The following is a 25,597-nucleotide window of genomic DNA, read 5'->3' as shown; positions in this document are numbered from 1 at the left end:
GCCAAGATGCCCACTTTACCTAAAGGAAGTAAAAAATTATTATTTGCGTGGGCATTCTATGATTGGGCAAATTCCGTATATAGCTTAGTTATAGCATCGGCCATTTTCCCCATATATTACCAAAGTCTTTTTAAAATGGCCAATATAGAAACCATATACGTTTTTGGCGGCCATATTCGCAGTACTCCTTTAATCAGTTATACCACAGCAGCGGCCTTTTTATTGGTGGCTCTTATTTCGCCTTTATTATCTGGAATCGCAGATTATGTTGGGAACAAAAAGAAGTTTATGAAATTTTTTTGTTATCTCGGTGCACTTTCTTGTATTGGGCTATATTTTTTCAGTCTTGAAAACATATTGTTGAGCTTACTATTTTATTTCTTTGGACTTATCGGCTTTTGGGGAAGTTTGGTCTTTTATAATTCCTATTTGCCTGACGTCGCCTATCCCGAACAACAGGATAAAATAAGCGGACACGGCTTTTCTCTAGGATATATCGGAAGTGTTATTTTATTGCTTTTGAATCTTGGAATGGTTATGAACCCAAATTTTTTTGGATTGGGTAAAGGGGAGCAGGCAAGTATGAACGCAATGAAATGGTCTTTTGTAAGTGTTGGGCTTTGGTGGATTATTTTCAGTCAATATACTTTCTATTTTCTTCCGAAAGGAAACAGATCGGATAAGAAGGTGACAACGAAAATACTTCTTAACGGATTTCATGAACTGAAACGAGTTTATGCATCACTTTCTGCCAATCTTCAACTTAAGAGATATCTAACAGCTTTTTTTGTGTACAGTATGGCTGTGCAAACCGTTCTATTGGTGGCGACATATTTTGGAGAACAGGAAATTAGTTGGGGCGGAAGCGGAGAAAAAACGATGGGTTTAATTTCAAGTATTTTGATAATCCAATTGGTCGCTGTATTGGGAGCAGAAATGACATCATTGGCTTCGAGAAAATTTGGAAATATTCCCGTACTTGTGGTTATAAATTTGGTTTGGGTCTTTATATGTATTGTAGCCTATTTTATTAGGACACCTCTTCAGTTTTATATTACTGCCGGCGTGGTAGGGATGGTTATGGGAGGAATCCAGTCGCTTTCCCGTTCCACTTATTCCAAATTTCTACCGCCCACAAAGGATACAACTTCCTATTTTAGCTTTTATGATGTTGCCGAAAAAATAGGAATAGTAATAGGAATGCTTTTGTACGGATTTATTGACCAGATTACTGGTAGTATGCGAAATTCAATTTTGTTCTTGGTTGTATTTTTTATTTCCGGATTATTTTTACTATTAAGAGTACCAAGAAATAAAACCATTTAAACAATTTTTTGTTAAGTTTGCGTTTATTACCTACCAAACTACTTATTGATGAAGAACAGATATCTTATTGGAGGAATCCTATTATTGTTATTAGCATTCCCGTTTATTTCTTGTGAAAATGAGCCTTTAACCGGAACCTTTCCTGAGGGTCAAGGTCCAAACGGACCAGCCGCCGGTAAATTCAAAGCTACCGTAGCTGGAGTGGAATTCACTGCTGATTTAGCTCTTGCGACCCTTTCAGAATCTAGAACTTTGGTATTGAAAGGAACCAAAGGGAATGGTGAAAAAATCAATCTTTCCGTAGCAGATGCTGCCTTAGGGACTTTTGACATTAGCTGGGACGGGACCAGTAAAAACTGGGGAGTTTATAAAGACACTAAGCCTACATCACTTCCGTATGCTTCCCTTATCGATGGGGGTGGAAGAGGTACCTTGGAAATCACCTTATTGGATGAAGAACGTAAAAAAGTTTCAGGAACTTTTGAATTCGTTGGAGTTAGAATCAAAATGGACGATGCAGGAAATCCTATTTTAGATGGTAATGGAGCCCCTGTAATGGAAAGTATTGACATTACTAGTGGGTCATTCACTTCATTAAGCTATACTATAGTAGAGGATGAAGATGAGGGCGGTGGAGATGGTGATACTCCTCTAAATGAATTTTTCGCCAAAGTTGACGGCGTCGGTTTTATTCCAGAATCCATAACGGTAACAGAGCCTATAAATGCCGATGTCCACATGGTAAAAATTGAAGCTCTAAATGCGGAAAACGAGTTCCTGCGCATTGATATTCCAAAAGCTCTTGGGGTTGGAACTTTTAATATGGAGAATTTATCGGATGGTACAAAACTTATAGCATTATATAGAGATAATCGAGGAGGAGAGAATCTTACTTCCAATCCAGGCAAGATTACTATCACGGAATTTGATTTGATACATGGGGTTTTAAAAGCTACCTTCCAATTTACCGGAAAGGATCCCCTTGGAAATGATCCTCGAGTGGTAAAGGTAAAAGAAGGTAATTTTACGGTTTATTTTGAGGGAGTTCCACAACCCGAAAATTTATTTACGGCAAACATTGATGGAAATCCATATGCTCCCGAAACTATTGAAATTTCCATGACAGTCGTAAACCAATATCCGCGCGTCAATATTGTTACAAATGATAGAGACCGACGAATGACCCTTAGCTTCCCAGCAACTATTACTGAAGGTGCTTTTGATATGGGAGAAGAGGTAATTCTAGGTAATGAAATTGTAGGTACGTATTATCCAATTGATGGAGTTTCCATTCCTTATGTGTCGCAAACCGGGACGATAGAGATTACCAGTTATGATTATTTAACACGAATAATAGAAGGTACTTTCAGCTTTACTGCCGTAGATGCTACCGGATTACACAATGGCATTTACGAGATTACTAGCGGTGAATTTTTGGCAATACTACCATAGATAGATTATAAAAATAAATAATAAGCCGTCCAGGTTCAACCTAGGACGGCTTTTTTATTATTTAGTAATATAGTATTGTGTGAAGATGTTCAATGGAGAAAAATCTCGAGTTAATTCCTGTTTTTTAAAAGTAATTAAAGACAAAAACCCATTACCTTTCAAATTCAAGAACGATCTCATCCGTGTTTTTTTTCATTGAGTTTTTCTTTCGCTTAACGCAATTTCCAAAATTGAGGTCAGCGAAAGATTATTTTGTATGTCTTCAATATTTTATAATTAAATTTCGTTGAAAGTTACATTTCCATAATTCGAATTTATATTTATTACATTAGAACTTGATGGCGATCCGTGATATCCCGAATACATTTTATTAGTTCCATCTTTCGAGGAATTGGTGACGTTGACAAGATTTTCTCCCTTAAAATTGGCATAAGAGGTATTGATAGAAAAATTAAAGTCAAGATTTCTCTCAAATCCTATTTTCAGTTGCGTATAGCCGCTGGTAACTGAAAGACTTTTCATTGAGGAAGATAGTTTTTCTATCGAAATATTCCCATAATTTGAATTCATTATCGCCGATCCTGTAACCGCCCCTATCTTGGATGTTAGATAATTGCCCTTACCAATTAAGTCCTGTATTTTGTCAATTGTGATTTTTCCGTAATCACAATTGTAACTAAGTTTTTTTACGTCAAGGATTTCAATATTGTTATAATTTCCATTCAGTTTGATATCATCTGCTTTACGCAAGATAAAACCAGAGTAGTTTGCTTTTATTACCCCAGTTTTTATATACCCAATAGACGATTTATTTGTATAATCAAAAGAAAGAGAATTGTTTCCACCTCTTAAATCTCCGATTATAAGTTGGCCATATTCGCATTTTATTTTTGCATTCCCTTTCAATTCATTAATAGTAATAGCGCCATAGCTGTTATTAAGGTTTACCGAGTTGGTTATGGGCATTTTTATAATGTAGTTTATTTCCATTGAAACATTATTGCTTTTACTTCCAAAAAAGTTCCAGCCTTTATTGCTGCTTATAATCGTCTTGGCAGTAACTAGGGATGAGTTTCCTGAAAAATCCACAGAGATTTCATTAAGCCTTTTCTCGGTATCATTTTCATTATCACCATTCGTTTTAATTGAAATCTCAATGGAGATTCGATTTTCATTCCAGGAAACGATATCTATATTACCATAACTATTTTCAATTTTTAATTCCGCATCGGCATTAACGGTATATTCCTTTTTAATGGTTTTTTCCTTTGTGTATTTGCCCGTAAATTTTTCTGGTCCTGCAAATGCCAGGGCCGGGAGCAAAAGCATTAATAATAATTTAAATATTGGTTTCATTTGTTCTGAGTTTAAGGGTTTTTACCTCTTCTATTTTGGTAATTACTTGTTTTAAAAGATCTATTCTTTTTTGAAAGTTATTTATCATGGCATAAACTACACGTTTATCATTGCCACTGTCAGCGAGATCTTTTTTAAGACCATTGTATTCTGTTTCGAGTACATTCAATTGTTTTAAAACATCGCTTACAAGTATTTTTGTTTCAGGAGACCCATATCCTTTTAATATTTCTATTTCCTTATTAACTTCCGAAGTGAAAAAACTCTGAGTCTGTGCCATTTCGGGCGATACACTTCCTAAATCGGCAGTTGGATTACCATTTTGGAGGAATATAAAACCGATACCAAATATTATGGCAACAGATGCCGCAATTGATAATGGTTTCCACCAAGAGCGATAGACCTGGGAAGGATTTTTCCGAGCTTCCAATTTTTTAAGAAACCTTTCTTTATGTCCAAAGGGAGTATTATGAACTTCAAATTCATCCTTTAAGTTCTCGAAAAGTTCTTCCAAATTTACCTTCTTCATAACGTTAATTGTTTTCTCAAGCTGTCCTTAGCGCGTGAAATAAGCGTTCGGCAGTTGGTGTAACTTATATTCAATATTTCACAGAGTTCTTCGTAGTCATAACCCTCGATTAAATGGAGGGTCAAAATACGGTTGTAACTTGTATGCAATTTGGCTAAACTCTCCATCACTTTGGCAGCTTTTATTTTTGAATAATCCTCTTCATCCAGTTCATAACTTTCATCGGCTAGATTCCTCAAATTTTTTTCTGAAAGCATCGCATATTTTTCCGATTTCTTTAAATGGTTTAGACTTTTGTTTATTACAATCCTCTTAAGCCACGCTCCAAACGGGGCCTCACCTTTGAAGCTTTCCAGTTTATCGAAAGCCGTTATAAACGATTCCTGCATCACATCCTCCGCTTCGTCGGGATCCTTTACAATCCTCACGGAAACATTAAACATAGCGCGCTGGTAACGATCGTATATTTCAGCTTGTGCAAGTCGATTGTCTTTTTTACAAAGAATCAGTAAATCATCTATATTTAAATTGGTCGGGATCAAGAGTAAAAACAGCTGTTTGTATTAAAGATAGGATATTACCAAAATTGTTACACTTCAAAATAAAACTTTTCTAAATTAAAGCCTCTGATTTGAATAAGTAAAACTATTTCAGCTTGGCACAACTCTTGAATTATAAAGGAAAAGGACCTTGTTGTAGTTTGATATACAGGGTTTCTTTTATTAAATATTGAATATACTACTAACAGATATTGTAGTTGCTAATATTAAGGTGACACAATGTCTTAAATATAATTATGACAAAATCAAAATTAACATCATTGGACAAGCTGTCATTTCAGGATTTACAAGGGGATGCCGAATTTATACCGCTCATGTCCGCCGAAGATGAAGATGCCATGCATAAGGAAGATCTTCCTGACACACTACCAATTTTACCTTTAAGAAATACGGTTCTTTTCCCTGGAGTGGTAATCCCAATAACCGCGGGACGTGATAAGTCTATAAAGCTTATCAATGAAACCAATAAAGGAAATAAGATAATAGGAGTAGTTTCCCAAAAGGATGAGTTTGAGGAAGAGCCAGGTATTGATGATATAAATACCATTGGTACAGTTGCCCAAATTCTTCGTGTCCTAAAAATGCCCGATGGCAATACCACGGTAATTATTCAGGGTAAAAAGAGATTCGAAGTAAAAGAAGTTTTAGAGACTGTTCCATATATGACGGCACAGATCCGCGAAGTGGCCGAAGCTCGCCCAGAAAAGGAGAACGACGAATTCCGAGCTATTATCGATTCAATAAAGGAAATGGCCCTTCGGATAATAAAGGATAGTCCAAATATTCCTTCGGAAGCGGCTTTTGCAATAAAAAATATTGAAAGTTCCAGCTTTCTTATCAATTTCGTTTCTTCCAATTTGAACATCGCGGTAGAGGAAAAACAAAAGTTGTTGGAAATAAACAATCTAAAGGATCGTGCTCTCGAAACGCTTCGATATATGAATATCGAGATCCAAAAGCTTTCGCTTAGAAATGATATTCAATCCAAAGTGCAGCATGATATCAATCAGCAGCAAAGGGAGTATTTTCTTCAACAGCAAATGCGCACCATCCAGGAAGAATTGGGAGGATCTACCGTGGAGGAGGAGATTGATGAAATGCGCATTCAGGCTAAAAAGAAAAAATGGAGCAAAGAGGTCCAAAAGCATTTTGAGAAGGAATTGAGCAAAATGCAACGTATGAACCCTCAAGTGGCCGAATACAGCATTCAACGAAATTATCTAGATCTGCTTCTAGACTTGCCTTGGAACCAGTACAGCAAGGATAAATTTGACCTTAAGCGTGCAAGAAAAGTATTGGACCGCGATCACTATGGACTTGACGATGTTAAAAAACGTATCATTGAATATTTGGCAGTTTTAAAACTGCGAAATGATATGAAATCTCCAATTTTATGTCTTTACGGACCTCCAGGAGTGGGTAAAACTTCCCTGGGGAAATCTGTTGCGGAAGCCTTGGGCAGAAAATATGTAAGAATGTCCCTAGGCGGACTTCGGGATGAAGCAGAGATTCGTGGCCACAGAAAAACGTATATTGGAGCCATGCCGGGAAGAATTGTTCAGAGTATCAAAAAGGCAGGAACGAGCAATCCGGTTTTTGTTCTCGACGAAATAGATAAAATATCTGCCAGCAATCAAGGAGATCCTTCATCTGCCATGCTGGAGGTTTTGGATCCAGAACAGAACAATTCCTTTTACGATAATTTCCTGGAGTTGGGATACGACCTTTCGAAAGTAATGTTTATTGCTACTTCCAATAGCTTGAGCACTATTCAGCCAGCCCTTCGGGATAGAATGGAAATAATCAACGTTACTGGATATACTGTCGAGGAAAAAGTTGAAATAGCGAAAAGACACCTGCTGCCAAAACAATTGAAAGAGCACGGATTGGATAGTAACGCTATTCAAATACCCAAAAAGCAACTTGAAAAGATAGTTGAGGGTTACACTCGTGAAAGTGGAGTTCGTTCGTTAGAAAAGCAAATAGCTAAAATGGTCCGTTATGTTGCTATGAAGATTGCAATGGAGGAGGATTACGAAAAGAAAATTACCAATAAAATTATCGTTGAGGTTTTAGGGGCTCCTAAGATGGAGCGCGATAAATATGAAAATAATGATGTTGCAGGTGTAGTTACAGGCCTAGCCTGGACCAGCGTTGGTGGTGATATATTGTTTATAGAATCCACCATTTCAAAAGGTAAGGGTACTCTAAATCTTACGGGTAACCTTGGAAAGGTAATGAAGGAATCGGCAACCATTGCTTTGGAATACATAAAATCCAATGCGGAAATACTGGGAATTTCACCCGATATTTTCGAAAATTACAACGTTCATATCCACGTTCCTGAAGGAGCTACTCCCAAGGATGGCCCTAGTGCCGGAATTACAATGTTGACTTCTTTGGTTTCATTATTTACTCAGTTAAAAGTTAAGAAAAGTCTTGCTATGACTGGCGAAATAACGCTAAGGGGAAAGGTTCTTCCTGTCGGTGGAATAAAAGAAAAGATATTGGCGGCTAAAAGAGCCCATATCAAGGAGATTTTACTCTGTGAGGATAACCGAAGGGATATTATGGAAATAAAGCCAGAATATCTAAAAGGACTTAAATTCCATTATGTAAAAGATATGAGTGAGGTGCTGGAAGTTGCACTTACCAAGGAAAAAGTGAAGAATGCCAAGAAACTTTAGATTTGGTAAATTAAGATAAAACCAATATTATTGACGGATGTGAATTTGAAAGTCGACTTTTCATTTTCCATCCGTTTTTTCTTTCATTTTCCCACATTCGGAAGTTCTTGAAAATAAATTATACTTACTTTCGTTTTAGATTTCAGTTACGGTAACATATCCATGGCCAATAAAGTTTTTCTTCTATTTTTTATTCTATCAGCTACAGTTACCGCACAGGTAGGCGGTAGTCCACATACCAATTTCTCAATTTGGTTAATAATCCCAGAATGGCCGCCTTGGGAGGAAAAGTGGTCACCAACTACGATTATGATCCCATACAGGCAATTTGGAATCCTGCCAGTATAAATCCGGCAATGGATAACCAACTTTCAATGAATTATACCAATTATATTGGAGATGTTAACTATGGCACCGCTGCATACGCATATTTATGGGACCGCCGAACGCAAGTAATCCACGCAGGCATAACGTATGTTAACTACGGAAAATTCGATGGCTATGACGAGGTGGGGAATTCTACCAACAGTTTTAGCGGAAGTGAAGTTGCAGTGTCTTTTGGACATGCGCGCAACATTGCCTTTACAAATTTTCACGTTGGCGTAAACGTAAAACTTATTTCTTCAAAACTGGAACAATATTCTTCTATTGGTGGAGCGGTGGATATTGGTGTGATGTATGTATATGAAGATTGGGACCTCAATATAAGTGGGGTAGCAAGAAATATCGGTTCTCAATTTAAGCCTTACCACGAGCAGTACGAACCTTTACCTTTTGAATTGTTATTCGGAATCTCCCAAACCTTGGAGAATATTCCCATCCGTTGGCATTTTACCTTAGAAAATATGCAGATATGGAATGTTGCTTTTTCCAACCCGGCCAGAGATCAAACTGACCTGGAGGGAAACGTTACCCACGAAAAGATAAATTTTCTTAGCAATGCGTTTAGACATACCATAGTGGGAATCGAATTATTTCCTGAAAGTGGTTTCAATCTAAGGTTGGGATATAATTTTAGAAGGGGAGAAGAGCTGCGTATTTTGGAAAAAAGAGCTCTTGCCGGATTAAGTGCAGGGTTCTCAATAAAATTGAATTCGCTGCGACTTAGTTACTCTTATGCCAAATATAGTACGGCAGCCAGTTCAAGTTTTTTCGGACTTAATATTGACCTTCAATAATAATTCCCCCATCTTTGCTAAAATAAAACATCCAGAAACTCATTTATGAGGAAAATAACTATAGCCATAGATGGTTTTTCTTCTACGGGGAAAAGCACAGTTGCCAAGCAATTAGCTGACGCCTTGGGTTATGTCTATGTGGATAGTGGGGCGATGTATCGTGCTGTGACTCTTTATGCAATGGAGAATGGTATAATTTCTGAAAAAGGTTTTGACAAAGAAAAACTTATTGCAGCACTGCCATCTATCCATTTAAGGTTTGAGAGAAATAGGGATAGCCAAAAAGCACATATTTTTTTGAATGGGCGGGATGTTGAAAAGGATATCCGTAACCTTCAAGTTTCCGATTTTGTTAGTCCCGTCGCAACCATTCACGAAGTGCGGGCAAAGCTTGTTGCGCAACAACAACAGATGGGCTTGGAAAAAGCTGTAGTTATGGATGGCCGCGATATAGGAACCGTGGTCTTCCCAGATGCAGAATTGAAAATTTTTATGAATGCCTCAGCGCAAGAACGCGCCAAAAGAAGATATCAGGAACTACTTCAACGTGGAGAGGACATCACCTACGAAGATGTACTCAAAAATTTGGAGGAACGCGATTGGGTAGACTCCACGCGCGAGGATTCTCCGCTTAGGAAAGCAAATGGCGCAATAGAAATAAATAATTCTGAAATGGGTATAAAAGACCAGCTTAATTTGGTACTGCAATTGGCCAAGGACCGTATTGCCGGACGAAGTTGATTTACACTGCAATTTATCCGAATTCTACGGATAAAAGTGAACCGAACTTTTATTTATTTTAAATTATTCAACAGAATTTAAATGCTCTTTTCCGAGACCTGAATTCGTTCCAAAAAAATTAATTTTTTATAAATCTCCATTTATTGTTGAAATTTGCACTTTACGCAATCCATTATTTTATAATTTAAGAATGAAATCATTTTATCAGGAGTTTAAAAATTTTGCCATAAAGGGAAACATGATCGATATGGCTGTCGGGATAGTTATAGGGACAGCGTTTAACAATGTGATCAGTACGATTGTGAAAATGGTAATTATGCCACCTCTTTCACTGCTTACGGAAGGAGTACATCTTTCAGATAAAAGATACGTGCTTAGGGCAGCCACAGAAACCTCCGAAGAGGTAGCCATTGGATATGGAAACCTTCTGGAGGTAATGATCGATTTCGTAATTATTGCCTTTACCATATTTGTTGTAGTAAAATTTATAAATCGCTTTAAGAAAAAGTCGGAGGACACTCAGGATAAAACAGTGGAAACGCCCAAGAATATTCAACTCTTGTCAAATATTGAAAAGCTTATTGAGGAACAGAATAGTATTCTTAAGCAGCGGTAGGCATTTGGGACATTGGACGGTAGACGTTAGATGGGAGAAGGGAACCAAGAGAAAGGAGACATGAAACGGGACACAGGAGATGGCACCTACAAACTTAAAACTTGAAACTTGTAACCTGAAACTTGTAACTTGAAACCTGAAATGCAAACGGATAGAGGATGTTAGTTTTCCCTCACGCGACGGGCCAATCCCTTACTTGATTTGGTTTTTCCTACTTCGCTAAATTCAAAAGTATATTCATTTTCTGAGGTGGTAAGAATCTTTATCAAAATTGCTTTTTTCTCAGCTTGGTTTTTAGGGTTTAATTTCTTGATAACATATTCGCAATCGTTGATCCAACGGATAGAGGAGGTATCCGATTTTCCTTGGAAAAAATCGATTTCCAGCGTATCATTTCTTACAATAGTTGTTTTAAATACTTCTGTGCCAGAAATTGCTTCAAATTCAAACTTACCTGTTTTATAATCCGCACAATTTCGTTCTTGGTTGTAACATCCTGAAAACAGCAGGAACAATACCAAAACACTAAGAAAACGCATAGCTATAATTTTTGGCGAATTTCGGCAAAATTTGCGACAATGGCTACTTTAGTTTTGATACACTTTAAAGCTTCCATCCTCAAAAAATATTACGATTCGTTCTATATTCTTTAGGTTAGAATTAGTTGTAGAATCTCTTTTTTCAGAATTCTGCGTTACCGAAAATAAATCGGGTATTTGTTTCAAATTTCCGACGGATTTCGAGCCAGGTTTATTTTCACCCTTCTTTAAGGAGCCATCAGAAGGAAAGTTGCCCTTTCCCAAAACCAACCAATCCATTTCCACTTCGGGAAATTTCTGGAGAATCTTCATCACAAAATCCAAACTTGGTTTATTTCTTCCAGAGATTAAATGGGAAATGGTGGAGCGGTTAAAATCTATTTCCTCAGCAAATGCAGAAGCCGTCAAACCGTAAAACTCCAAAATTTTCTCCAATCTTTTTGTAAATTCCTTACTGTTTACCATTGTAACATATTTGAAATGTTTCTTGCGATTACAAATGTATAACATATATGTTTCTCCGCAAAAATCCATAACAAATGTTCTTATATACATAAACTAAAACTTCTTGTTCGGCAACTTAACTAGCTGAATAACAAATTATAGATATGTAATAAATAATGAGTCGTGTAAATAGATGAAATTGGTTTACAATGTCAATCATATATGTTTACGATTGTAATTAAAAATGATACAATTGTATGATTACAATTGTAAACAAAGCTTTGTTTAGTTTTGTAACAAGTATAAATTATGAAAATAGAAGACTGGTATCGGGAAAATTTTGAAAGCGATTTACTTGGGAAATATATTACTCTTCAGATGATCTCGCCCTTGTTGGATTGTTATACTTCCCTATTCGAAATATCAGTTGTGGGCATTTCGGAGAAGGGAAGAAATATTCCCATGATTCAATTAGGAAATGGGCCAAGGAAATTTTTAGCCTGGTCCCAAATGCATGGAAATGAAAGTACGACCACCAGGGCTATTTTCGATCTAATTAAATTTTTTGGACAAACCAAACATTTTCAATCGGAGATAAACGAATTTCTAAATTCCTATTCTTTTTATATCATCCCAATCCTAAATCCGGACGGATCCGTTCTTTACACTCGCGAAAACGCCAATGGAGTGGATTTAAATCGAGATGCCCAAAATTTATCCCAGCGAGAAAGCGTGTGCCTTAGATCTGTTTTTGATAAACTAGAACCTGAGGGGTGTTTTAATATGCACGATCAGCGCTCGATTTATGGTTTTGATAATGGAAAACCCGCAATTATTTCTTTTCTTTCCCCATCGTCGGATCAGGAGAGAAGTATTACGAGTGCCCGTAGAACAGCGATGGAAGGGATTGTACGAATGAATCGATATCTTGAGAAAAAAATTCCTGGAAATGTGGGCCGCTATGACGATAGTTTCAATGCCGATTGTGTTGGAGACACCTTTCAAATGGCTGGCGTTCCTACTATATTATTTGAGGCGGGACATTTTAAAGGAGATTATATGCGGGAGAAATCGCGTGAACTGATTTTTTATTCAGTTCTCTCGTTCTTTGGTTTGGTGGGCGAAAAAAGCGAAATAAATTTCGAGGAATATTTTCAAATACCTGAAAATCGTAAGAATTATAGGGATATAATATTTCGGAATGTTAAGGTGCTTCAATCGCCCAACCTTTTGGATATCGCTATTCAATATCATGAGGTTTTAAGCGAGGGATTAATTACTTTTGATCCCTATGTGGAGGAAGTAGGAAATTTGAAGAACATCTATGGCCACATTGACGAAGATCTGAAGGGTAGGGAAATATTAACAAAACCTGCCGAAAATTTAACAGATAATGTTAAAGTATTCGAATTCGTCAAAAATCCGGGTTGGATTGATGATTTATTGGCATAAAATTCTTTTTTAATGTAAGTAAACTTTTTATTTTTGCACAAAAAAGAAGATATTATGTCAAAGTTTAAATTAGACGACACGGACCACAACATCCTGGATTTATTAATTGATAACACGCGAACTCCATTTACGGATATCGCAAAGAAATTGGATATTTCCGCGGGTACGGTCCATGTTAGGGTGAAAAAGATGGAAGAGGCAGGTATTATTACGGGATCCTCCCTACAAGTCGATTACAACAAATTGGGTTATTCCTTTATTGCCTATGTTGGGGTATTTATATTTAAAACATCACAAACGCAATTCGTAATGGAGCGTATTAGTGAAATCCCCTACATTACGGTAGCTCACGTTACAACAGGTAAATTCAATATCTTTTGTAAGATAAGAGCTAGGGATACTGCTCACGCCAAAGATATTATTTATCAAATTGATGATATTGAAGGAGTAAGCCGTACAGAAACAATGATCTCTATGGAAGAAAGCATTAATGATAAAAAGAGATTGTTGCATTCCATTTTTAGTCAGATTTAAAAGTAATTGATAATTTCGTCTAAAAGCCTTTGCCCAGCGTGAAGGCTTTTTTTATTTTTATTGAAATATCCCTAAGAGACAAGCTTCATTCTTCCCAAGGAATAAGGGGGGGGCAGGTCTCGGCAAACGGAGTTGTATATTTAAATCATCTTTATGAAATTCTTTAAACTATTAAAAGACACCTATGTAAGTTGGGACAAAAATGATCCGTGGGCCAAAAGTGCTATAATAGCCTATTACGCTCTCTTTTCCTTGCCTTCATTGCTTATAATTACCGTCCACTTTGCGGGTGTTTTCTTCGGAAGAGAGGCAGTAGAGGGAAGAATAACTGATCAAATTAGTGGATTGATAGGGCAGGGGAGTGCGGAACTGGTACAGACAATGATAATAAATTCTGCATTGTCTGAAAGCTCTGTATTATTTATCATATTTGGAATCGGGGTACTTATATTTGGTGCGACGGGTGTATTTTTCCAATTGCAGAAAGCCCTTAATGATATCTGGAGCGTCCGCGCGAAGAAAAATACAATACTAGCAACTTTAAAGCGACGTGCGGTTGCCTTCGGAATGGTACTAGCCATTGGACTTTTAATGCTTATTTCCTTAATTATCAGTACTGCTATCAACGCTTTCAGCGATTTTATTGGAACATATTATGCCGATATGTCCTCAACTCTATTAAAAATATTAAGCTTTATTTTTTCCCAAATTATTATTACTGCACTTTTTGCTACCATTTTCACCGTTTTGCCAGATGTAAAGGTCAAATGGAGAACAAACCTGATTGGAGCATTTATGACTTCCCTGCTTTTCTTGATTGGTAAGTATTTAATAGGATTCTATTTTTCAGAATCGGATCCTGCCTCGGTTTACGGCGCAGCCGGGAGTTTGGTATTATTGCTTTTATGGGTATATTACACCTGTCTTATCTTATTTTTTGGAGCTGAATTTACAGTGAACTGGGCGCTTCACCGAAATATAAAAATAGAACCAAGCGAGAATGCCTTGCTCTCCTATGAAATGGAAATGGAAGAACTCCGCGCCTATAAGAAAAAAGTTGAGGAAGATAAAAAAAAAGCCGAGACCTTAAAAAATAACTAATTTTCAATCCAAATTAGCGGCTACAAGAGTACAAATCTAGAGGATCGATCCTGATTTAGTTCTATGTGAGGAAAATTTAATTCTCTGTGGTCTAATTTGGAGAAAAATTAATAAAATTCAGTTTAAAGAAATGGAAAAAATTTCAGGCATAAATAAAATAACACCAACCGATTACACCATCTTAGAAAGTATCCAAAATCGTTGGAGTCCTCGAGTATTTGCGGAAAAACCAATTTCCGAGAGGCAAGTAAAAACACTTCTGGAAGCCGGAAGATGGGCGCCAAGTTCAGGCAATATGCAACCATGGCGGATCATCTGGGGAATCAAGGGAACTGAAATGTTTGACCGAATTTTTGAATGTTTGGATGACTATAACCGATCTTGGGCAGGCAATGCGCAGGTATTATGGTTAAATGCTTTTAAAAAAACCATGAATAATAAGGATAAGGAAAACTTTCATGCCCTTCATGACCTCGGACTGTTTATGGGGAATGTAATCTCCCAAGCGAACAGTATGGGAATAGCCGTTCACCAAATGGCGGGGGTTCGGTTTAAAGATGCGCAAAAAGAATTTCACGTTCCGGAAGATTATCATGTTGCAACAGCGGTTGCTTTTGGATATTTTGGCGGGGATGAAGAAGTCCTGCCAGGAGATTTAAAGAAACAGGAAATCACCGAATTACGAAAGCGAATATCCCAAGATGAGTTTGCTTTTAACGGAAATTTCGTAGAGAGGAAATAGAGTGACCTATGAGATGGTTTCTAGTTCTAAGTTTAAATTCTCAATTTTCATCCAACTACGCTCAAGCTTCGGAGGACAAGGGTTTCGGGTTTCAAGTTCCAGTTCCTAAGTTCCACGTTTCTGGTTTCAATTTTCGAGTTTGTAGACCCTGGATTTCCTAGTCTTCCTCCTATTTAAAGCTTCGACGGCTTGTAGTTCATGAGCACGGATTCTAATTATCAAACGAAAAAAAGTTCCTTCCTAAAATAATTAGAAAGGAACTTTTTCATTCCAATTCTAAACCATCTCTATATAGGTTTAATGTTTGCTCCAGGTTTTGAAATAGGACCTTTTTTCGGAGATTCTTTTTTAGTAGCGGTTTTTTTTTGCGCTTGCCGAAGTACTTTTCGCGGCGGGTTTCTTTTTGTCTGACATGGCTTTTCTGATTAAATTATACGTTATTAAATGTAGTAAAATCTATGTTATTTATAGAGTATTATTTAATTAATTATGAAGTATGTCTTAATCGGGTAGATTAAAGAATAATTAAGTAATTTAGACTTAAAAATTTTTTCCATAATGCAATTCAAAAGCTTTATAAATGAGTGCCATAAAAAGGAAGTGTTTAAATTGCTTTCTTTTTATATCGTTTCATCTTGGGTTTTGTTGCAGGTCCTTGCTGTTACTTGGGAAGCGTTGGGACTTCCCCATACCTCCGTTACTTATCTGATTATTTTTTTATTGGCAGGTTTTCCGGTATTTATCTTTTTGGTTTGGAAATTTCGAATCGCACCTCTAAAGAAAAATGAAGATGTAGAAGAACAAGAAAAACTTACCAAGGAATTCCATAAAATTTATTTTTCGGCAATAGGAGTGATCGGAATAATATGTGCAACGGCAATTTTCCTCATCGTCGGCAATACGTTTTCAAAAAACTCCGTTTTGCCATCAGCAATTCACACGGATAAAATTGCGGTGCTCAAATTTGGAAATAATACGGGTGATCCCAAATATGATATTGTTGGTAAAATGGCTTCCGATTGGGTAATTCACGGAATTACTGAAAATCAGTTAGGACAGGTTATTTCTGAGGATGTTATCTCACAGTATAATGATATGCTGCGCTCTGGAAAATCAGGGGAAGATCAAGAAAATATGGTGCGAAAATATTTAAAGCCCGCGAGAATAATTTCGGGGAATTTCTATCTCAACAATGGTCAATTAATATTCCAAAGCAGTATTACAGATGGAGAGACCAATTCAACAATAATTTCCTTTAAAAAAAACACTTGCAATTCGGCTAATGCCTTGGATTGTATCAAAGATCTTTCCGAGTCCATTACAGGATATCTCGCCACCTCAGCAAACAAAAAATTGCTGCTACAGGAAAGACCTCCAAAATATGAAGCCTATAAATATCTTTTGGACGCAAAAAGTACGGGCAGTGACGAAGAACAACTAGCTCTTTTAAACAGCGCTCTTGAGATTGACCCTACTTATTTTGAGGCGAAAGTGCTTAGGGTGGCATATTTCTACAATCAAAGGGAATTTAAAAAAGCAGATTCCCTCCTAAAATTAATAAAACCTGATTCCCACCGAAACCTGCGACAACTCAATCTGTTGAACATGTATGAGGCTACTCTTAAGGGTGATAACAGAAAAGCCTACGAAATGCTCCTGAGGGAATATAAAATGGCTCCCTTTGATCTTATAACAAATAAAACAGCCATGGTCCTGGCATTGCAATTTGTGAACAGACCTCAGGATGTAGAGGAAATTTTTAATGTGATTAAGTCGGATAGTGTGGACTTTGTGAATTGCTCCAATTGTGTGGAGAGAATTTATGTGAAGGCGTTAGCGGACGTGCAATTAAATAATTACCAAAAAGCGATAAATGAATCCCAGAAAGTACTGGCTCAGATAGATTCCGATATTCTAAAAAAACCACTTCTTCAGGCCTGGGTAAGAACTGGGAGTGTTGCCGATTTAAATAATTTTTTATTTCAGCAGGAACTTACCGCTACTCCTGAAAATCTTCTTCTCTTATATATGACGGCGGGAAAAGAGTACTTATTAAAGGGAAATAATACCACCGCCGAAATATATTTCAAAAAAGCAAAAAATCTGGGATCCCAGATATCCGATAAACATTATTTGGCAGAAGCACTTTTTTACTTGGGTGACTTTGCGCGAGCGGAAGAAGTATATCATAAGCTGCATATTGAAAGCCCTAAATCCATAGATTTCCTTGGAAAGCTGGCCATTTCAAATTATATGCTTGGCAATAATTCCGAAGCCGAAAAAAATCTCCATATGCTCAAAAATTTGCGGGGGCCTTTTCAATTTGGAGAGGTTGATTACGTGCTCGCTCAATACGATGCTATGGCAAATAAGGAAGATGAGATGTATCTAAATCTACTTAAATCGGTAGCCGAGGGTCATTTATTTATTTCCACAAGTTTTCAGAATGACCCACTATTTCGGAAGTATATAAACTCCGATAGATTTCAGAAGATATTAAAATTCTGGTACTAATCCCTTAAAAACAAACCATTATGGCTATTGAAACGGAAATCCTTTATAAAAGCAATTTCGAGGTATTTGTCCAATTGATCGATGTTATTATTTGGCCTTTAACCTTGTTGTTTATGTTCTTGATCTTCAGACAAAGTATAGCAAATGTCATTTTACGATTAAATACACTAAAAGCGGATACTTCTGGACTTCAACTAAGTTTTGCGCAAAAGATAGAGGCCACGAAGAAACTGTTTCAACAGATTGTGCCCACAACTGTTGAAAAGAGTGGTGGAAATATAAAGGTATTCAATGAGGAAAATGACACTCCATTTCGTAAAATCTTAAAAGTTCGCTCGGAGCTTATAAATTATTTAAAAGTGATTTCAGAAAAAAATAACATTCGAGTTCAGGATTTGGAACCCTTGCAACTTTTGCAAAAACTAAAGGAAACCGGAGTTATAACTATTCAGCAGAAGAAAATGATGGAGGCAATGCTCGAAGTTACTTCCGCGGCCAATGACTCCGCCACCGAAAAACAGGCAATGGAAGTTGAAGAGCTGATGAAGAAAATTGAATTTAAATAAAACCAAACAAAATGGGAAATCTAAAAAACGTATATGCACTGTTGATAGGAGTAGGGAATGATCTTCCGGTAACCGTCAAGGATGCCACGGCTATTTATAATATTCTCGCAGACGAGACCATTGCAGGATATTTACCCGAAAATATTACCTTGCTTACGGACAATAAAGCTACCCGTAAAAACATTCTTGCCAGCTTCGACAATCTTATTGAAAAGTCGGATGAAAACGCTTCCGTGCTTATCTATTATTCCGGCCACGGTGGATGTTATAGTGACAATACATTTTTAAGAAAGGAAGATTGGAAACCAGAGGACCAAAACAAAAAATACTTTCATTTGTGTCCATTTGATTATGACCCCGTAAACTATGAAAAGACTTGGGTAAAAGCGGAAGAGGTAAAGGAGAAAATAAGTAAACTGAAATCGCGCCGTCTGGTTTTCTTTTTGGATTGTTGTCACGCCGCGGGCATTACCAAGGACGGACCTGGTATATTGTCTAAGGCGGCAGGGCATTTATCGCAACAGGATGGACTTGCCCAAACATTGGATGATGGTAAGGGAATGTCGATTATTTCCTCTTGTAGGGAAGATCAGCTAAGCTATATTATGCAAGGAGACAGCAATAGTCTTTATACTAAATGTATGATTGAGGTTTTACGGGGGAAGGGCAAAACGGATTTTAGTGATCCCTTTATTCGAATTTCGGAGGTGGTACAATATATTTTTAAAAAGGTGCCCGAAGCCAATCCTAAGCAAAATCCCTATGCCAATCTTCAAATATATGATGACTTCGTGCTCAGTTATCTTCCGAAGGATCTAAGAACTAATCCAGAGAGTAAGATTGAAACTAAAACATCAATTCAAGGTAAACAAGCAACTAAGGAAGAACAGGCTACAGTTTTCAGGGAAACGGAAAATGCCAATAGTGTTATTCTTTTTGTACATAGTTTTATGGGTAATGGAGCGACGGCTTTTGCGGATATCCCTAAATTTTTAATGGAGGACAAAAAGATGGCGGGATGGGATATGTTTCCATTTGGTTATGGTGAAAATATCCTTCCTGACCTTGGCAAAAATGTATGGGCTTCTCTTACCGACATAAATCGAAATTCCACTTACCTCACCGCTTCCATAAAGCATAAATATTCCAAATACAAGCGTATTGCAATAATTGCTCATGGCTTGGGAGGTCTGGCCGTTCAACAAACTATATTAGATTTATCTCCCGAAGACCGAGAAAAAATAAGCCACCTTATCCTCTTTGGAACCCCAAGCAATGGCTTAGCTGAAACAACAATAAAGAATTTGAACCAGGATAATCTAAAGGATTTAAAGGAAACGGGAAACTTTATCACCAATTTAAGAGAGCGGTGGACACAGCTATTTTCAACTTCTTATCCATTCTACTTTAGAACGGTAGCTTCTACAAAAGATCTATTTATACCTATACAATCAAGTCTTCAGCCCTTTCCGGAAGCTAATAGAGTTATCGTGGAAGGAGACCATTTCTCAATGGTCAAGGTAGAAGATAAAAACAATGATAGTTATTGTTTGATTGTAAATGCATTGACTGGAAATAAATTCTTCAATCAATGCTCATCGCAGGAGGAAATAAATATCACTTTAGGAGATTATGATGAGGTCATTAAAAAACAACTGCCCAAACTTGAAATCCTTGATAACAAAGGGTTGGAACAACTTATTTATGCTCTTGAGGGTGCAGATAGAGCAGAGGAGGCTCTTTCAATCGTGGAGAACCATAAATTGGCCAAAGACAACTCAAATTTAATGGGGGTAATTGGAGGCAGGTATAAACGCAAATATCTCTTTTCCTTTTGTGGGAGTGATGCCGAAAATGCAATCAAGTATTACTCGCAAGGTCTAGAAATTGCCCAGGCAAAAAAGGATCAAAAGCAGATTTACTATCACGCCATAAACTTGGCATTTTTATATCTATTTTATAAAGAAGATGAGGCTAAGATGCTCGATTATGCCAATACTGCTTTGGATGCTACCAAAAAAGATCCCTTTAACAGCTTATGGAAGTTGGCAACCGTGGCGGAGGCAAATCTATATTTGGGAAATTTGGAAGAATCCAAAAGCAACTATTCCCAGACCGCCGCGATGGCAGGGATTAGAGAGAAAATGTCAATTTATAGCAATGCATATAATGCATATTATTGTTTGATGCACTCCCAAAATCCAGAGGATCCTTTTATTAAGTTCCTAAAAACCATTTTTTTATCCTGATCTAATTTTATTATTATGCTCCGATTTACACAAGACGAAATTCCGCAAATAAAGTTTCTTAGCGCCAAGAAGAAACCAATAGCAATATTATGTGCCCAGATCCACGAACCTTTTGAAGTTGAATCAATGGAAGGGGTTATGAGCGGGAAGGCAGGAGATTGGTTAATGGTGGGTATCAATGGGGAAAAATATGTTTGCGATGATGCTATTTTTAAACAGAGCTATGACCTATGTATTCCGGACGAAGGAACGGATTGTGGTTAGGAACTCGATATTTATTATTGAGGAAGATAAGTTGTTAGGAAGAGGTGCAGTTCTAGATGGGATTTTCTATAACGCATATTTCCTATTTTACATAATATAAATTATAAGACATTTAATGACATTAGTGAATAGCAACTTAACGTATCTTTTTACAACTGATTTTCACTTTGTTCCTATGCTATAATTAGCCGTGTCGATTATGTCGCATAGTTTTGTTTAGGGGCTTCCAAAATAATGTATTTATGTGAATTCAATTTACGTTTTGTTCTATATCTCAACCAGAAATTAATTCAAAACCACGGATTTCAGCACTACACTAGAAATTGCATTGTCGAATTAGTCAAGTTCAAGATTCAGTGATTCTTCAAAAAATACCACGAACAAATACGGTTTGATTACTCGAAAATAAAAATTCCTTATCTTTAATCCATTGGAAACCCTTAGGTTAAATACAATTAAAACCTACCATTATGGAGAGGATAAAATATTTTTTAGTCGGTGAAAATGGCACAGCTCGCGATTTCGGCCTGCTGATTTTGAGATTGGTCTTTGCCTTTGTATTGCTCTATGGGCATGGATACGGGAAAATGAGTGTTATTTTTAGCGGACAGGAAATTCAATTTATGGATCCCATTGGTATTGGCATAACCTCTTCCTTTTATCTTGCTGCTTTTGCGGAAGGACTTTGTGCAGTTCTATTGATTTTGGGACTTTTCTCGAGAATTGCAAGTTTGATATTAACAATAAACTTTGTAGTGATATTCATTTTCCATGCGTTTATTGTAAACGATGCCTTTGAAGTTTTGGAAATGCGGTATCTGTATTTGTTTACTTTTCTTGCACTCACCTTTACGGGTCCTGGAAGATTTTCGTTGGATTATGTGTTGTTTTCTAGTAAAAACAACAAACGAAATATATAGGCTATTTCTTGGCCAATAAATTGTATAGGATATTATTCCCAACCTCAAATTTCAATATAATCCATTTTATATCGATCCCAACAGCTCTATCTTATTACCTTATTTGTCCGGAATATGTACAAACATTATTATTCATTGTTTGCCAATATTCTTCTGTTCAATGGTCGCAGCATTAATTATATTTAGCACGTGAAAATCTTATATAGTATTTAGATGGTAAGATAAGCCACCTTCTCTTAAAATTAAAAATGAAATAATGACCTTTAACCCCATAATATTTATTCCTATCCTTATAATAGGTATAGCAAATATTATTTTTGGAAATTATTGGAAAAATAAACCTCCCAAGACCATAAATTACTATTATGGTTTTAGAACTAAATCTTCTATGAAATCTCAGAAAACATGGGATTTTGCACAAAAAGTTGGTGCTAGAAATATGATAAATTATTCCTATTATTTATTGTTGGTTTCTCTTCTAAACTTTATAATAAAAATTGATTACATCATTTTAAGCGTTTCCATAGTTGTCCTCAGCATTTTAACATGGGCTTTCCTCCTGATTTATAATACGGAAATGGCAATAAGGAAAAAATTTGGGAGATGACCCGGTGCGTATATTTTCAATATTTTAATAGGGAAATATTCGGTGGTTCTATTGTATTTGGATAGGCTACCTGTGAATCCTACGTTTAAACATAATTCTTGTAATTATTAATCTCCACCTTCGCACCCAGATCGTTCATCAGATTATAAAGCCCAAAAAATGTTCGGTTGATATAGAGGAAATGTTGCGAACCTCGATTTCCGTTCATCTTTCTTATTTCGGTGTCTTTTGAATATTTATTGCTCAACTCTGCAATTTTTCCGAAAAACTCTTCATCAGAAAAATCGAAAGTCTCACAGTGGAAAGGTTTTGTAAACAAACTCAACATTTCCTGAAATAATTCTGAGAAAAATTTTACTTCCTCCGGTGAATCTTCTTCTTTTAAGATTTCCAAAGCGTACATTTTTTCCAAAAACACTTCTGGATTACTTATGTTTTCCGGCATAGCCAATTCGAAATAAGGCACATAAAATTCTTCAGGAACAGTTTTTACACATCCAAAATCTATGGCAATTAAATTTGCGTCAGCATCAATTAGGAAATTTCCAGGATGGGGATCTGCGTGAACGCGTTTTAATTGGTGCATTTGGAACATATAGAAATCCCAAAGCGTCTGCCCTACCCTATTTGCCTCTTCATCACTGGTATTGCTTTTCACGAATTCCGAAAGGTGCTGCCCTTCCATCCAGTCCATGGTAATGATTTTTTCATTTGAAAGTTTTTCGTAATACTTCGGAAATCTCAAATTCGGAATATTACTACAGGCTTGGGAAATTTCCTTGCTCTGCTCTACTTCCAACAGATAGTTAGTTTCTTCCAACAACTTGCTTTCAACTTCCTGAAAATACTTGTCGCTGTCCTTTCCTTTTATGTTGAACATTTTCATCGCTACAGGCTTTACCATTGCCAAATCGCTACTTATACTTTCTGCAACACCAGGATACTGAATTTTCACTGCAAGATTTTTTCCATCCTTCGTTGCTTTATGAACCTGACCGATACTTGCTGCGGCAACCGATCCGGCATCAAACGTATCGAAAAGACTTTCAGGAGTGTCGCCGAAATATTTTTTAAAAGTTTTGCGAACCAAAGGTGCGGAGAGCGCTGGAACTTGAAATTGCGCCAATGAAAACTTCTCAACATAAGCTTTCGGCATTATGTTCTTTTCCATACTTAGCATTTGGGCGACCTTCAGTGCGCTTCCTTTTAAATTTTTTAAAGTATCGTAAATGTCTTCCGCATTGCTCTCATTAAGTTCGTCCTTATTATGATCAGAATTAACGAGTTTTTTTCCGTAATACTTTAAGTAATTACCGCCCACTTTTACGCCGGTAGTCATTAATTTGGAAGCACGCTGAATTTTATTGGTGGGGATTTTGTCTATAGTCTTCATTACACCATCTTTTCTTTCCACAAAAACTTTCCGAAATCCAATATGCTTTCCAACGGCTGTGTATCGAAGACATCAAAAATTGCCCTGACCGATTTTTCAATTGCAATGTCTGTATTTTCAAATCCGGCGGAATTATCTTCCATCCAGTATTTCAGCAGAAATAATGTTTGGATCCAGGCACCTTCAGAAAATACCGTAACAGATTGTTTTAAAACTTTCAGCTTTTTATCTTCGTTATCTTCGCGGATTAATTCAGCAGCAAAGTGTTTTACGTTCTTACGAAGCCCTTTCAGCTGATTCAAATTCCGCATAACATTCTGATGTTCTTTTAAGGTGAAAAGAATGTAGCTTCGGTTAAGCGTGAGCAATTCGAAGAAAGTATAGAAAAACGTCAGCATTTTTTCTCTATTCGAAAAACTTGCGTACGCTGCATCGTTATTTGCCAATGAAACGGTTTGCTCATAAAAAGAATTCCAAATTTCCATTTGTAATCCCTCAAAAGAACCAAAATATTCATAAAACACCGCTTCCTCAAAATTGTTTTCTCTACAGAACTTAAATACACTCTTTGGAGTTCTTTCGTTTAAAAGAACATATTCCATATAAAGAGAAATTATTTTATGCTTTTTAATTTTTTCCTCAGAGCCTTGATTTTCAAATGCTGGAGAGTTTTTATCTATAGTTGACATTATATTTTTGTATTTTAAAATTGAAATGTTTCAGTACCTTTATTCACTTATCAAAGATAAGTATTGTTTAATGTTTTGTTATAGCACTTAAACAGAACGTTGTGTTAAAATTTAAAGCCCAGTTACCGAGACCTTTGTCGTATAATAGGACGATTAATTTCCCATAAAATAATTTATTGCTTTTGGATGGTGTTGATAGATAATCTCCAGCTTGCTGCGGTTGTCCATTATGACCGATTTTTTATAATCTTCGTGATCCGCAATCAATTTTTCAATTCGGTAGGTAAAGGTTTCCAATATTTTCAGCGCATGAAATAGATATTCCAAACTTTCAATAGAATAAACCGATGATTCCTCGTCCATTTCTATGGGATTTTTTCCGTGCATTGCCATATTTCTTAAGCTATTAACCATAGTGGATTCGTAGATATCCCTCCCTTGCAGATCTACCTTTTCATATTGAAAAGCATTTTTTGAGGGTGCATCATTACCGAACTCCAACAGATCCTTTAAGTCGAACATCTGAAATTCGCCCAATTGATTTAGTTCTTCTTTTCTTTTATCCAATTGGTGCAATCGACCTTCATAATAATGTTTGGAATGTTCATTTTTTCCCGCTCTATATTCGAAGTATTTAAGCATATCCTCATTTCTAAAATTTTTGAGGAAGAGGTATTGCCGTAATTTCCTTTCGAACGTAAGCACATCATCCTGAATCGCCTGCAAAACTTTTGTTTGATTATAATCGGAAAAATGGACAATCCCTGAAAGGACATCTCCCTTAAATACAAACAACACATTGTGGGTGTTCGCATTAAACTTTTTAATGAGCTCCTCTTCAAAAATCCGATCCCTGGACTGCAGTTTATTTTCCTCGTTAATTGATTTTCTTTGGAACTGTCCGTTTTGCAACTGAAAATAATGCGCAGAATCGTAATCAGGCATATTATCAATCTTTAGGGTTTCACAGATGCTGTGACAGGCCTTTTCCACTTCTTTATCGTAATATAGAATTCCGCGTTGGGCAATATCTCCGAAGGTCAATTTAAGGTGTTCCATTTATTATAGTGTTGTTATCGGTAAAGCTAATGAATCTATAACCAACCTTAAATGAGATATAGTCTGGAATGTATTCTCC

At 36.6% G+C, this 25,597-nt stretch carries 24 protein-coding genes; 16 read left to right on the top strand and 8 right to left on the bottom strand.

Translation table 11 applies throughout. The features are described from left to right. Nucleotides 1-6 precede the first annotated feature (6 nt). Both EI546_RS02055 and EI546_RS02050 read left to right on the top strand, forming a co-directional pair. Nucleotides 7-1,326 (top strand): MFS transporter, encoded by a 1,320-nt coding sequence (locus EI546_RS02055; protein ID WP_128248983.1) that lies wholly within the window; start codon nucleotides 7-9, stop codon nucleotides 1,324-1,326. Between the two features lie 48 nt (nucleotides 1,327-1,374). Further along, nucleotides 1,375-2,778: a DUF6252 family protein gene (locus tag EI546_RS02050; RefSeq protein WP_128248982.1), complete on the top strand. Its 1,404-nt coding sequence runs from the start codon at nucleotides 1,375-1,377 to the stop codon at nucleotides 2,776-2,778. A 276-nt stretch (nucleotides 2,779-3,054) separates the two neighbouring features. On the opposite strand, the gene EI546_RS02045 is transcribed toward EI546_RS02050, so the two are convergent. The 3 genes from EI546_RS02045 to EI546_RS02035 are packed head-to-tail and all read right to left on the bottom strand — an operon-like array spanning nucleotide 3,055 to nucleotide 5,205. Continuing rightward, nucleotides 3,055-4,134: a hypothetical protein gene (locus tag EI546_RS02045; protein WP_128248981.1), complete on the bottom strand. Its 1,080-nt coding sequence runs from the start codon at nucleotides 4,132-4,134 to the stop codon at nucleotides 3,055-3,057. Further along, nucleotides 4,118-4,663: a hypothetical protein gene (locus tag EI546_RS02040; RefSeq protein WP_128248980.1), complete on the bottom strand. Its 546-nt coding sequence runs from the start codon at nucleotides 4,661-4,663 to the stop codon at nucleotides 4,118-4,120. Before EI546_RS02040 ends, EI546_RS02045 begins: the two co-directional genes overlap by 17 nt. Next, nucleotides 4,660-5,205 (bottom strand): RNA polymerase sigma factor, encoded by a 546-nt coding sequence (locus tag EI546_RS02035; RefSeq protein WP_128248979.1) that lies wholly within the window; start codon nucleotides 5,203-5,205, stop codon nucleotides 4,660-4,662. Before EI546_RS02035 ends, EI546_RS02040 begins: the two co-directional genes overlap by 4 nt. Nucleotides 5,206-5,459: 254 nt before the next feature. Here EI546_RS02035 and lon point away from each other — a divergent pair, with 254 nt between their 5' ends. The 4 genes from lon to mscL all read left to right on the top strand — a co-directional run bounded on the left by lon (nucleotide 5,460) and on the right by mscL (nucleotide 10,445). Then, the gene (gene lon / locus EI546_RS02030) at nucleotides 5,460-7,910 is read left to right on the top strand and encodes an endopeptidase La (protein ID WP_128248978.1); all 2,451 of its coding nucleotides are present in this window, start codon (nucleotides 5,460-5,462) and stop codon (nucleotides 7,908-7,910) included. Nucleotides 7,911-8,179: 269 nt separating this feature from the next. Continuing rightward, nucleotides 8,180-9,088, top strand: coding sequence for a type IX secretion system protein PorQ (gene porQ / locus EI546_RS02025; RefSeq protein WP_317127438.1), 909 nt, complete (start codon nucleotides 8,180-8,182; stop codon nucleotides 9,086-9,088). Nucleotides 9,089-9,133: 45 nt separating this feature from the next. After that, nucleotides 9,134-9,829, top strand: a complete 696-nt coding sequence (gene cmk / locus EI546_RS02020; protein ID WP_128248977.1) for a (d)CMP kinase — start codon at nucleotides 9,134-9,136, stop codon at nucleotides 9,827-9,829. Nucleotides 9,830-10,019: 190 nt separating this feature from the next. Beyond that, nucleotides 10,020-10,445, top strand: coding sequence for a large-conductance mechanosensitive channel protein MscL (mscL, locus tag EI546_RS02015; protein ID WP_128248976.1), 426 nt, complete (start codon nucleotides 10,020-10,022; stop codon nucleotides 10,443-10,445). A 161-nt stretch (nucleotides 10,446-10,606) separates the two neighbouring features. Here mscL and EI546_RS02010 read toward each other — a convergent pair whose 3' ends face one another. Together EI546_RS02010 and EI546_RS02005 are read right to left on the bottom strand one after the other, a co-directional pair. Next, nucleotides 10,607-10,984 carry a DNA topoisomerase IV gene (locus EI546_RS02010; RefSeq protein WP_128248975.1) on the bottom strand — a complete coding sequence of 126 codons (378 nt, stop codon included), beginning with the start codon at nucleotides 10,982-10,984 and terminating at the stop codon, nucleotides 10,607-10,609. A 48-nt stretch (nucleotides 10,985-11,032) separates the two neighbouring features. After that, complete coding sequence (locus EI546_RS02005) at nucleotides 11,033-11,449, bottom strand: helix-turn-helix domain-containing protein (protein WP_128251508.1); 417 nt, start codon at nucleotides 11,447-11,449, stop codon at nucleotides 11,033-11,035. Between the two features lie 288 nt (nucleotides 11,450-11,737). Between EI546_RS02005 and EI546_RS02000 the strand changes: the two genes are divergently transcribed. The 10 genes from EI546_RS02000 to EI546_RS01955 all read left to right on the top strand — a co-directional run bounded on the left by EI546_RS02000 (nucleotide 11,738) and on the right by EI546_RS01955 (nucleotide 22,377). After that, complete coding sequence (locus tag EI546_RS02000; protein WP_128248974.1) at nucleotides 11,738-12,880, top strand: M14 family zinc carboxypeptidase; 1,143 nt, start codon at nucleotides 11,738-11,740, stop codon at nucleotides 12,878-12,880. Nucleotides 12,881-12,934: 54 nt separating this feature from the next. After that, a complete protein-coding gene (locus EI546_RS01995; protein ID WP_128248973.1) occupies nucleotides 12,935-13,414 on the top strand; it encodes an Lrp/AsnC family transcriptional regulator in 480 nt (159 codons plus the stop codon). 153 nt (nucleotides 13,415-13,567) lie between these two features. After that, nucleotides 13,568-14,515 carry a YihY/virulence factor BrkB family protein gene (locus tag EI546_RS01990; RefSeq protein WP_128248972.1) on the top strand — a complete coding sequence of 316 codons (948 nt, stop codon included), beginning with the start codon at nucleotides 13,568-13,570 and terminating at the stop codon, nucleotides 14,513-14,515. 130 nt (nucleotides 14,516-14,645) lie between these two features. Further along, nucleotides 14,646-15,257 (top strand): nitroreductase family protein, encoded by a 612-nt coding sequence (locus tag EI546_RS01985; RefSeq protein WP_128248971.1) that lies wholly within the window; start codon nucleotides 14,646-14,648, stop codon nucleotides 15,255-15,257. Between the two features lie 558 nt (nucleotides 15,258-15,815). Then, a complete protein-coding gene (locus tag EI546_RS01980; RefSeq protein ID WP_128248970.1) occupies nucleotides 15,816-17,771 on the top strand; it encodes a tetratricopeptide repeat protein in 1,956 nt (651 codons plus the stop codon). Between the two features lie 20 nt (nucleotides 17,772-17,791). Then, nucleotides 17,792-18,337: a hypothetical protein gene (locus EI546_RS01975; RefSeq protein ID WP_128248969.1), complete on the top strand. Its 546-nt coding sequence runs from the start codon at nucleotides 17,792-17,794 to the stop codon at nucleotides 18,335-18,337. A gap of 11 nt (nucleotides 18,338-18,348) precedes the next feature. After that, nucleotides 18,349-20,586, top strand: a complete 2,238-nt coding sequence (locus tag EI546_RS01970) for a caspase family protein (protein ID WP_128248968.1) — start codon at nucleotides 18,349-18,351, stop codon at nucleotides 20,584-20,586. Nucleotides 20,587-20,601: 15 nt separating this feature from the next. Further along, nucleotides 20,602-20,850, top strand: a complete 249-nt coding sequence (locus tag EI546_RS01965; RefSeq protein ID WP_128248967.1) for a PGDYG domain-containing protein — start codon at nucleotides 20,602-20,604, stop codon at nucleotides 20,848-20,850. 470 nt (nucleotides 20,851-21,320) lie between these two features. Continuing rightward, entirely contained in the window at nucleotides 21,321-21,770 is a 450-nt protein-coding gene (locus tag EI546_RS01960; protein WP_128248966.1) for a DoxX family protein, read from the top strand. Nucleotides 21,771-22,026: 256 nt separating this feature from the next. Continuing rightward, a complete protein-coding gene (locus EI546_RS01955; RefSeq protein ID WP_128248965.1) occupies nucleotides 22,027-22,377 on the top strand; it encodes an SdpI family protein in 351 nt (116 codons plus the stop codon). Nucleotides 22,378-22,462: 85 nt separating this feature from the next. On the opposite strand, the gene EI546_RS01950 is transcribed toward EI546_RS01955, so the two are convergent. The 3 genes from EI546_RS01950 to EI546_RS01940 form a co-directional block, all read right to left on the bottom strand. Beyond that, nucleotides 22,463-23,770: an ABC1 kinase family protein gene (locus tag EI546_RS01950; RefSeq protein ID WP_128248964.1), complete on the bottom strand. Its 1,308-nt coding sequence runs from the start codon at nucleotides 23,768-23,770 to the stop codon at nucleotides 22,463-22,465. Next, the gene (locus EI546_RS01945) at nucleotides 23,770-24,459 is read right to left on the bottom strand and encodes a TetR family transcriptional regulator C-terminal domain-containing protein (RefSeq protein ID WP_128248963.1); all 690 of its coding nucleotides are present in this window, start codon (nucleotides 24,457-24,459) and stop codon (nucleotides 23,770-23,772) included. The genes EI546_RS01950 and EI546_RS01945 overlap by 1 nt, the downstream gene beginning before the upstream one ends. Nucleotides 24,460-24,612: 153 nt before the next feature. Next, nucleotides 24,613-25,518, bottom strand: coding sequence for a hypothetical protein (locus EI546_RS01940; RefSeq protein ID WP_128248962.1), 906 nt, complete (start codon nucleotides 25,516-25,518; stop codon nucleotides 24,613-24,615). Nucleotides 25,519-25,597: the final 79 nt, after the last annotated feature.

It is taken from the genome of Aequorivita sp. H23M31 (assembly GCF_004022485.1).
GTDB lineage: Bacteria > Bacteroidota > Bacteroidia > Flavobacteriales > Flavobacteriaceae > Aequorivita > Aequorivita ciconiae.
The sequence above is the reverse complement of the archived record's forward strand: the minus strand, read 5'-3'. Positions and strand labels throughout refer to the sequence as shown.

Excerpts from the sequence above, each read along its gene's own strand:
- EI546_RS02055 (WP_128248983.1), top strand. The coding sequence starts at position 7 with ATGCCCACTTTACCTAAAGGAAGTAAAAAATTATTATTTGCGTGGGCA.
- EI546_RS02050 (WP_128248982.1), top strand. The coding sequence starts at position 1,375 with ATGAAGAACAGATATCTTATTGGAGGAATCCTATTATTGTTATTAGCA.
- EI546_RS02045 (WP_128248981.1), bottom strand. The coding sequence starts at position 4,134 with ATGAAACCAATATTTAAATTATTATTAATGCTTTTGCTCCCGGCCCTG.
- EI546_RS02040 (WP_128248980.1), bottom strand. The coding sequence starts at position 4,663 with ATGAAGAAGGTAAATTTGGAAGAACTTTTCGAGAACTTAAAGGATGAA.
- lon (WP_128248978.1), top strand. The coding sequence starts at position 5,460 with ATGACAAAATCAAAATTAACATCATTGGACAAGCTGTCATTTCAGGAT.
- porQ (WP_317127438.1), top strand. The coding sequence starts at position 8,180 with ATGGCCGCCTTGGGAGGAAAAGTGGTCACCAACTACGATTATGATCCC.
- cmk (WP_128248977.1), top strand. The coding sequence starts at position 9,134 with ATGAGGAAAATAACTATAGCCATAGATGGTTTTTCTTCTACGGGGAAA.
- mscL (WP_128248976.1), top strand. The coding sequence starts at position 10,020 with ATGAAATCATTTTATCAGGAGTTTAAAAATTTTGCCATAAAGGGAAAC.
- EI546_RS02010 (WP_128248975.1), bottom strand. The coding sequence starts at position 10,984 with ATGCGTTTTCTTAGTGTTTTGGTATTGTTCCTGCTGTTTTCAGGATGT.
- EI546_RS02005 (WP_128251508.1), bottom strand. The coding sequence starts at position 11,449 with ATGGTAAACAGTAAGGAATTTACAAAAAGATTGGAGAAAATTTTGGAG.
- EI546_RS02000 (WP_128248974.1), top strand. The coding sequence starts at position 11,738 with ATGAAAATAGAAGACTGGTATCGGGAAAATTTTGAAAGCGATTTACTT.
- EI546_RS01995 (WP_128248973.1), top strand. The coding sequence starts at position 12,935 with ATGTCAAAGTTTAAATTAGACGACACGGACCACAACATCCTGGATTTA.
- EI546_RS01990 (WP_128248972.1), top strand. The coding sequence starts at position 13,568 with ATGAAATTCTTTAAACTATTAAAAGACACCTATGTAAGTTGGGACAAA.
- EI546_RS01985 (WP_128248971.1), top strand. The coding sequence starts at position 14,646 with ATGGAAAAAATTTCAGGCATAAATAAAATAACACCAACCGATTACACC.
- EI546_RS01980 (WP_128248970.1), top strand. The coding sequence starts at position 15,816 with ATGCAATTCAAAAGCTTTATAAATGAGTGCCATAAAAAGGAAGTGTTT.
- EI546_RS01975 (WP_128248969.1), top strand. The coding sequence starts at position 17,792 with ATGGCTATTGAAACGGAAATCCTTTATAAAAGCAATTTCGAGGTATTT.
- EI546_RS01970 (WP_128248968.1), top strand. The coding sequence starts at position 18,349 with ATGGGAAATCTAAAAAACGTATATGCACTGTTGATAGGAGTAGGGAAT.
- EI546_RS01965 (WP_128248967.1), top strand. The coding sequence starts at position 20,602 with ATGCTCCGATTTACACAAGACGAAATTCCGCAAATAAAGTTTCTTAGC.
- EI546_RS01960 (WP_128248966.1), top strand. The coding sequence starts at position 21,321 with ATGGAGAGGATAAAATATTTTTTAGTCGGTGAAAATGGCACAGCTCGC.
- EI546_RS01955 (WP_128248965.1), top strand. The coding sequence starts at position 22,027 with ATGACCTTTAACCCCATAATATTTATTCCTATCCTTATAATAGGTATA.
- EI546_RS01950 (WP_128248964.1), bottom strand. The coding sequence starts at position 23,770 with ATGAAGACTATAGACAAAATCCCCACCAATAAAATTCAGCGTGCTTCC.
- EI546_RS01945 (WP_128248963.1), bottom strand. The coding sequence starts at position 24,459 with ATGTCAACTATAGATAAAAACTCTCCAGCATTTGAAAATCAAGGCTCT.
- EI546_RS01940 (WP_128248962.1), bottom strand. The coding sequence starts at position 25,518 with ATGGAACACCTTAAATTGACCTTCGGAGATATTGCCCAACGCGGAATT.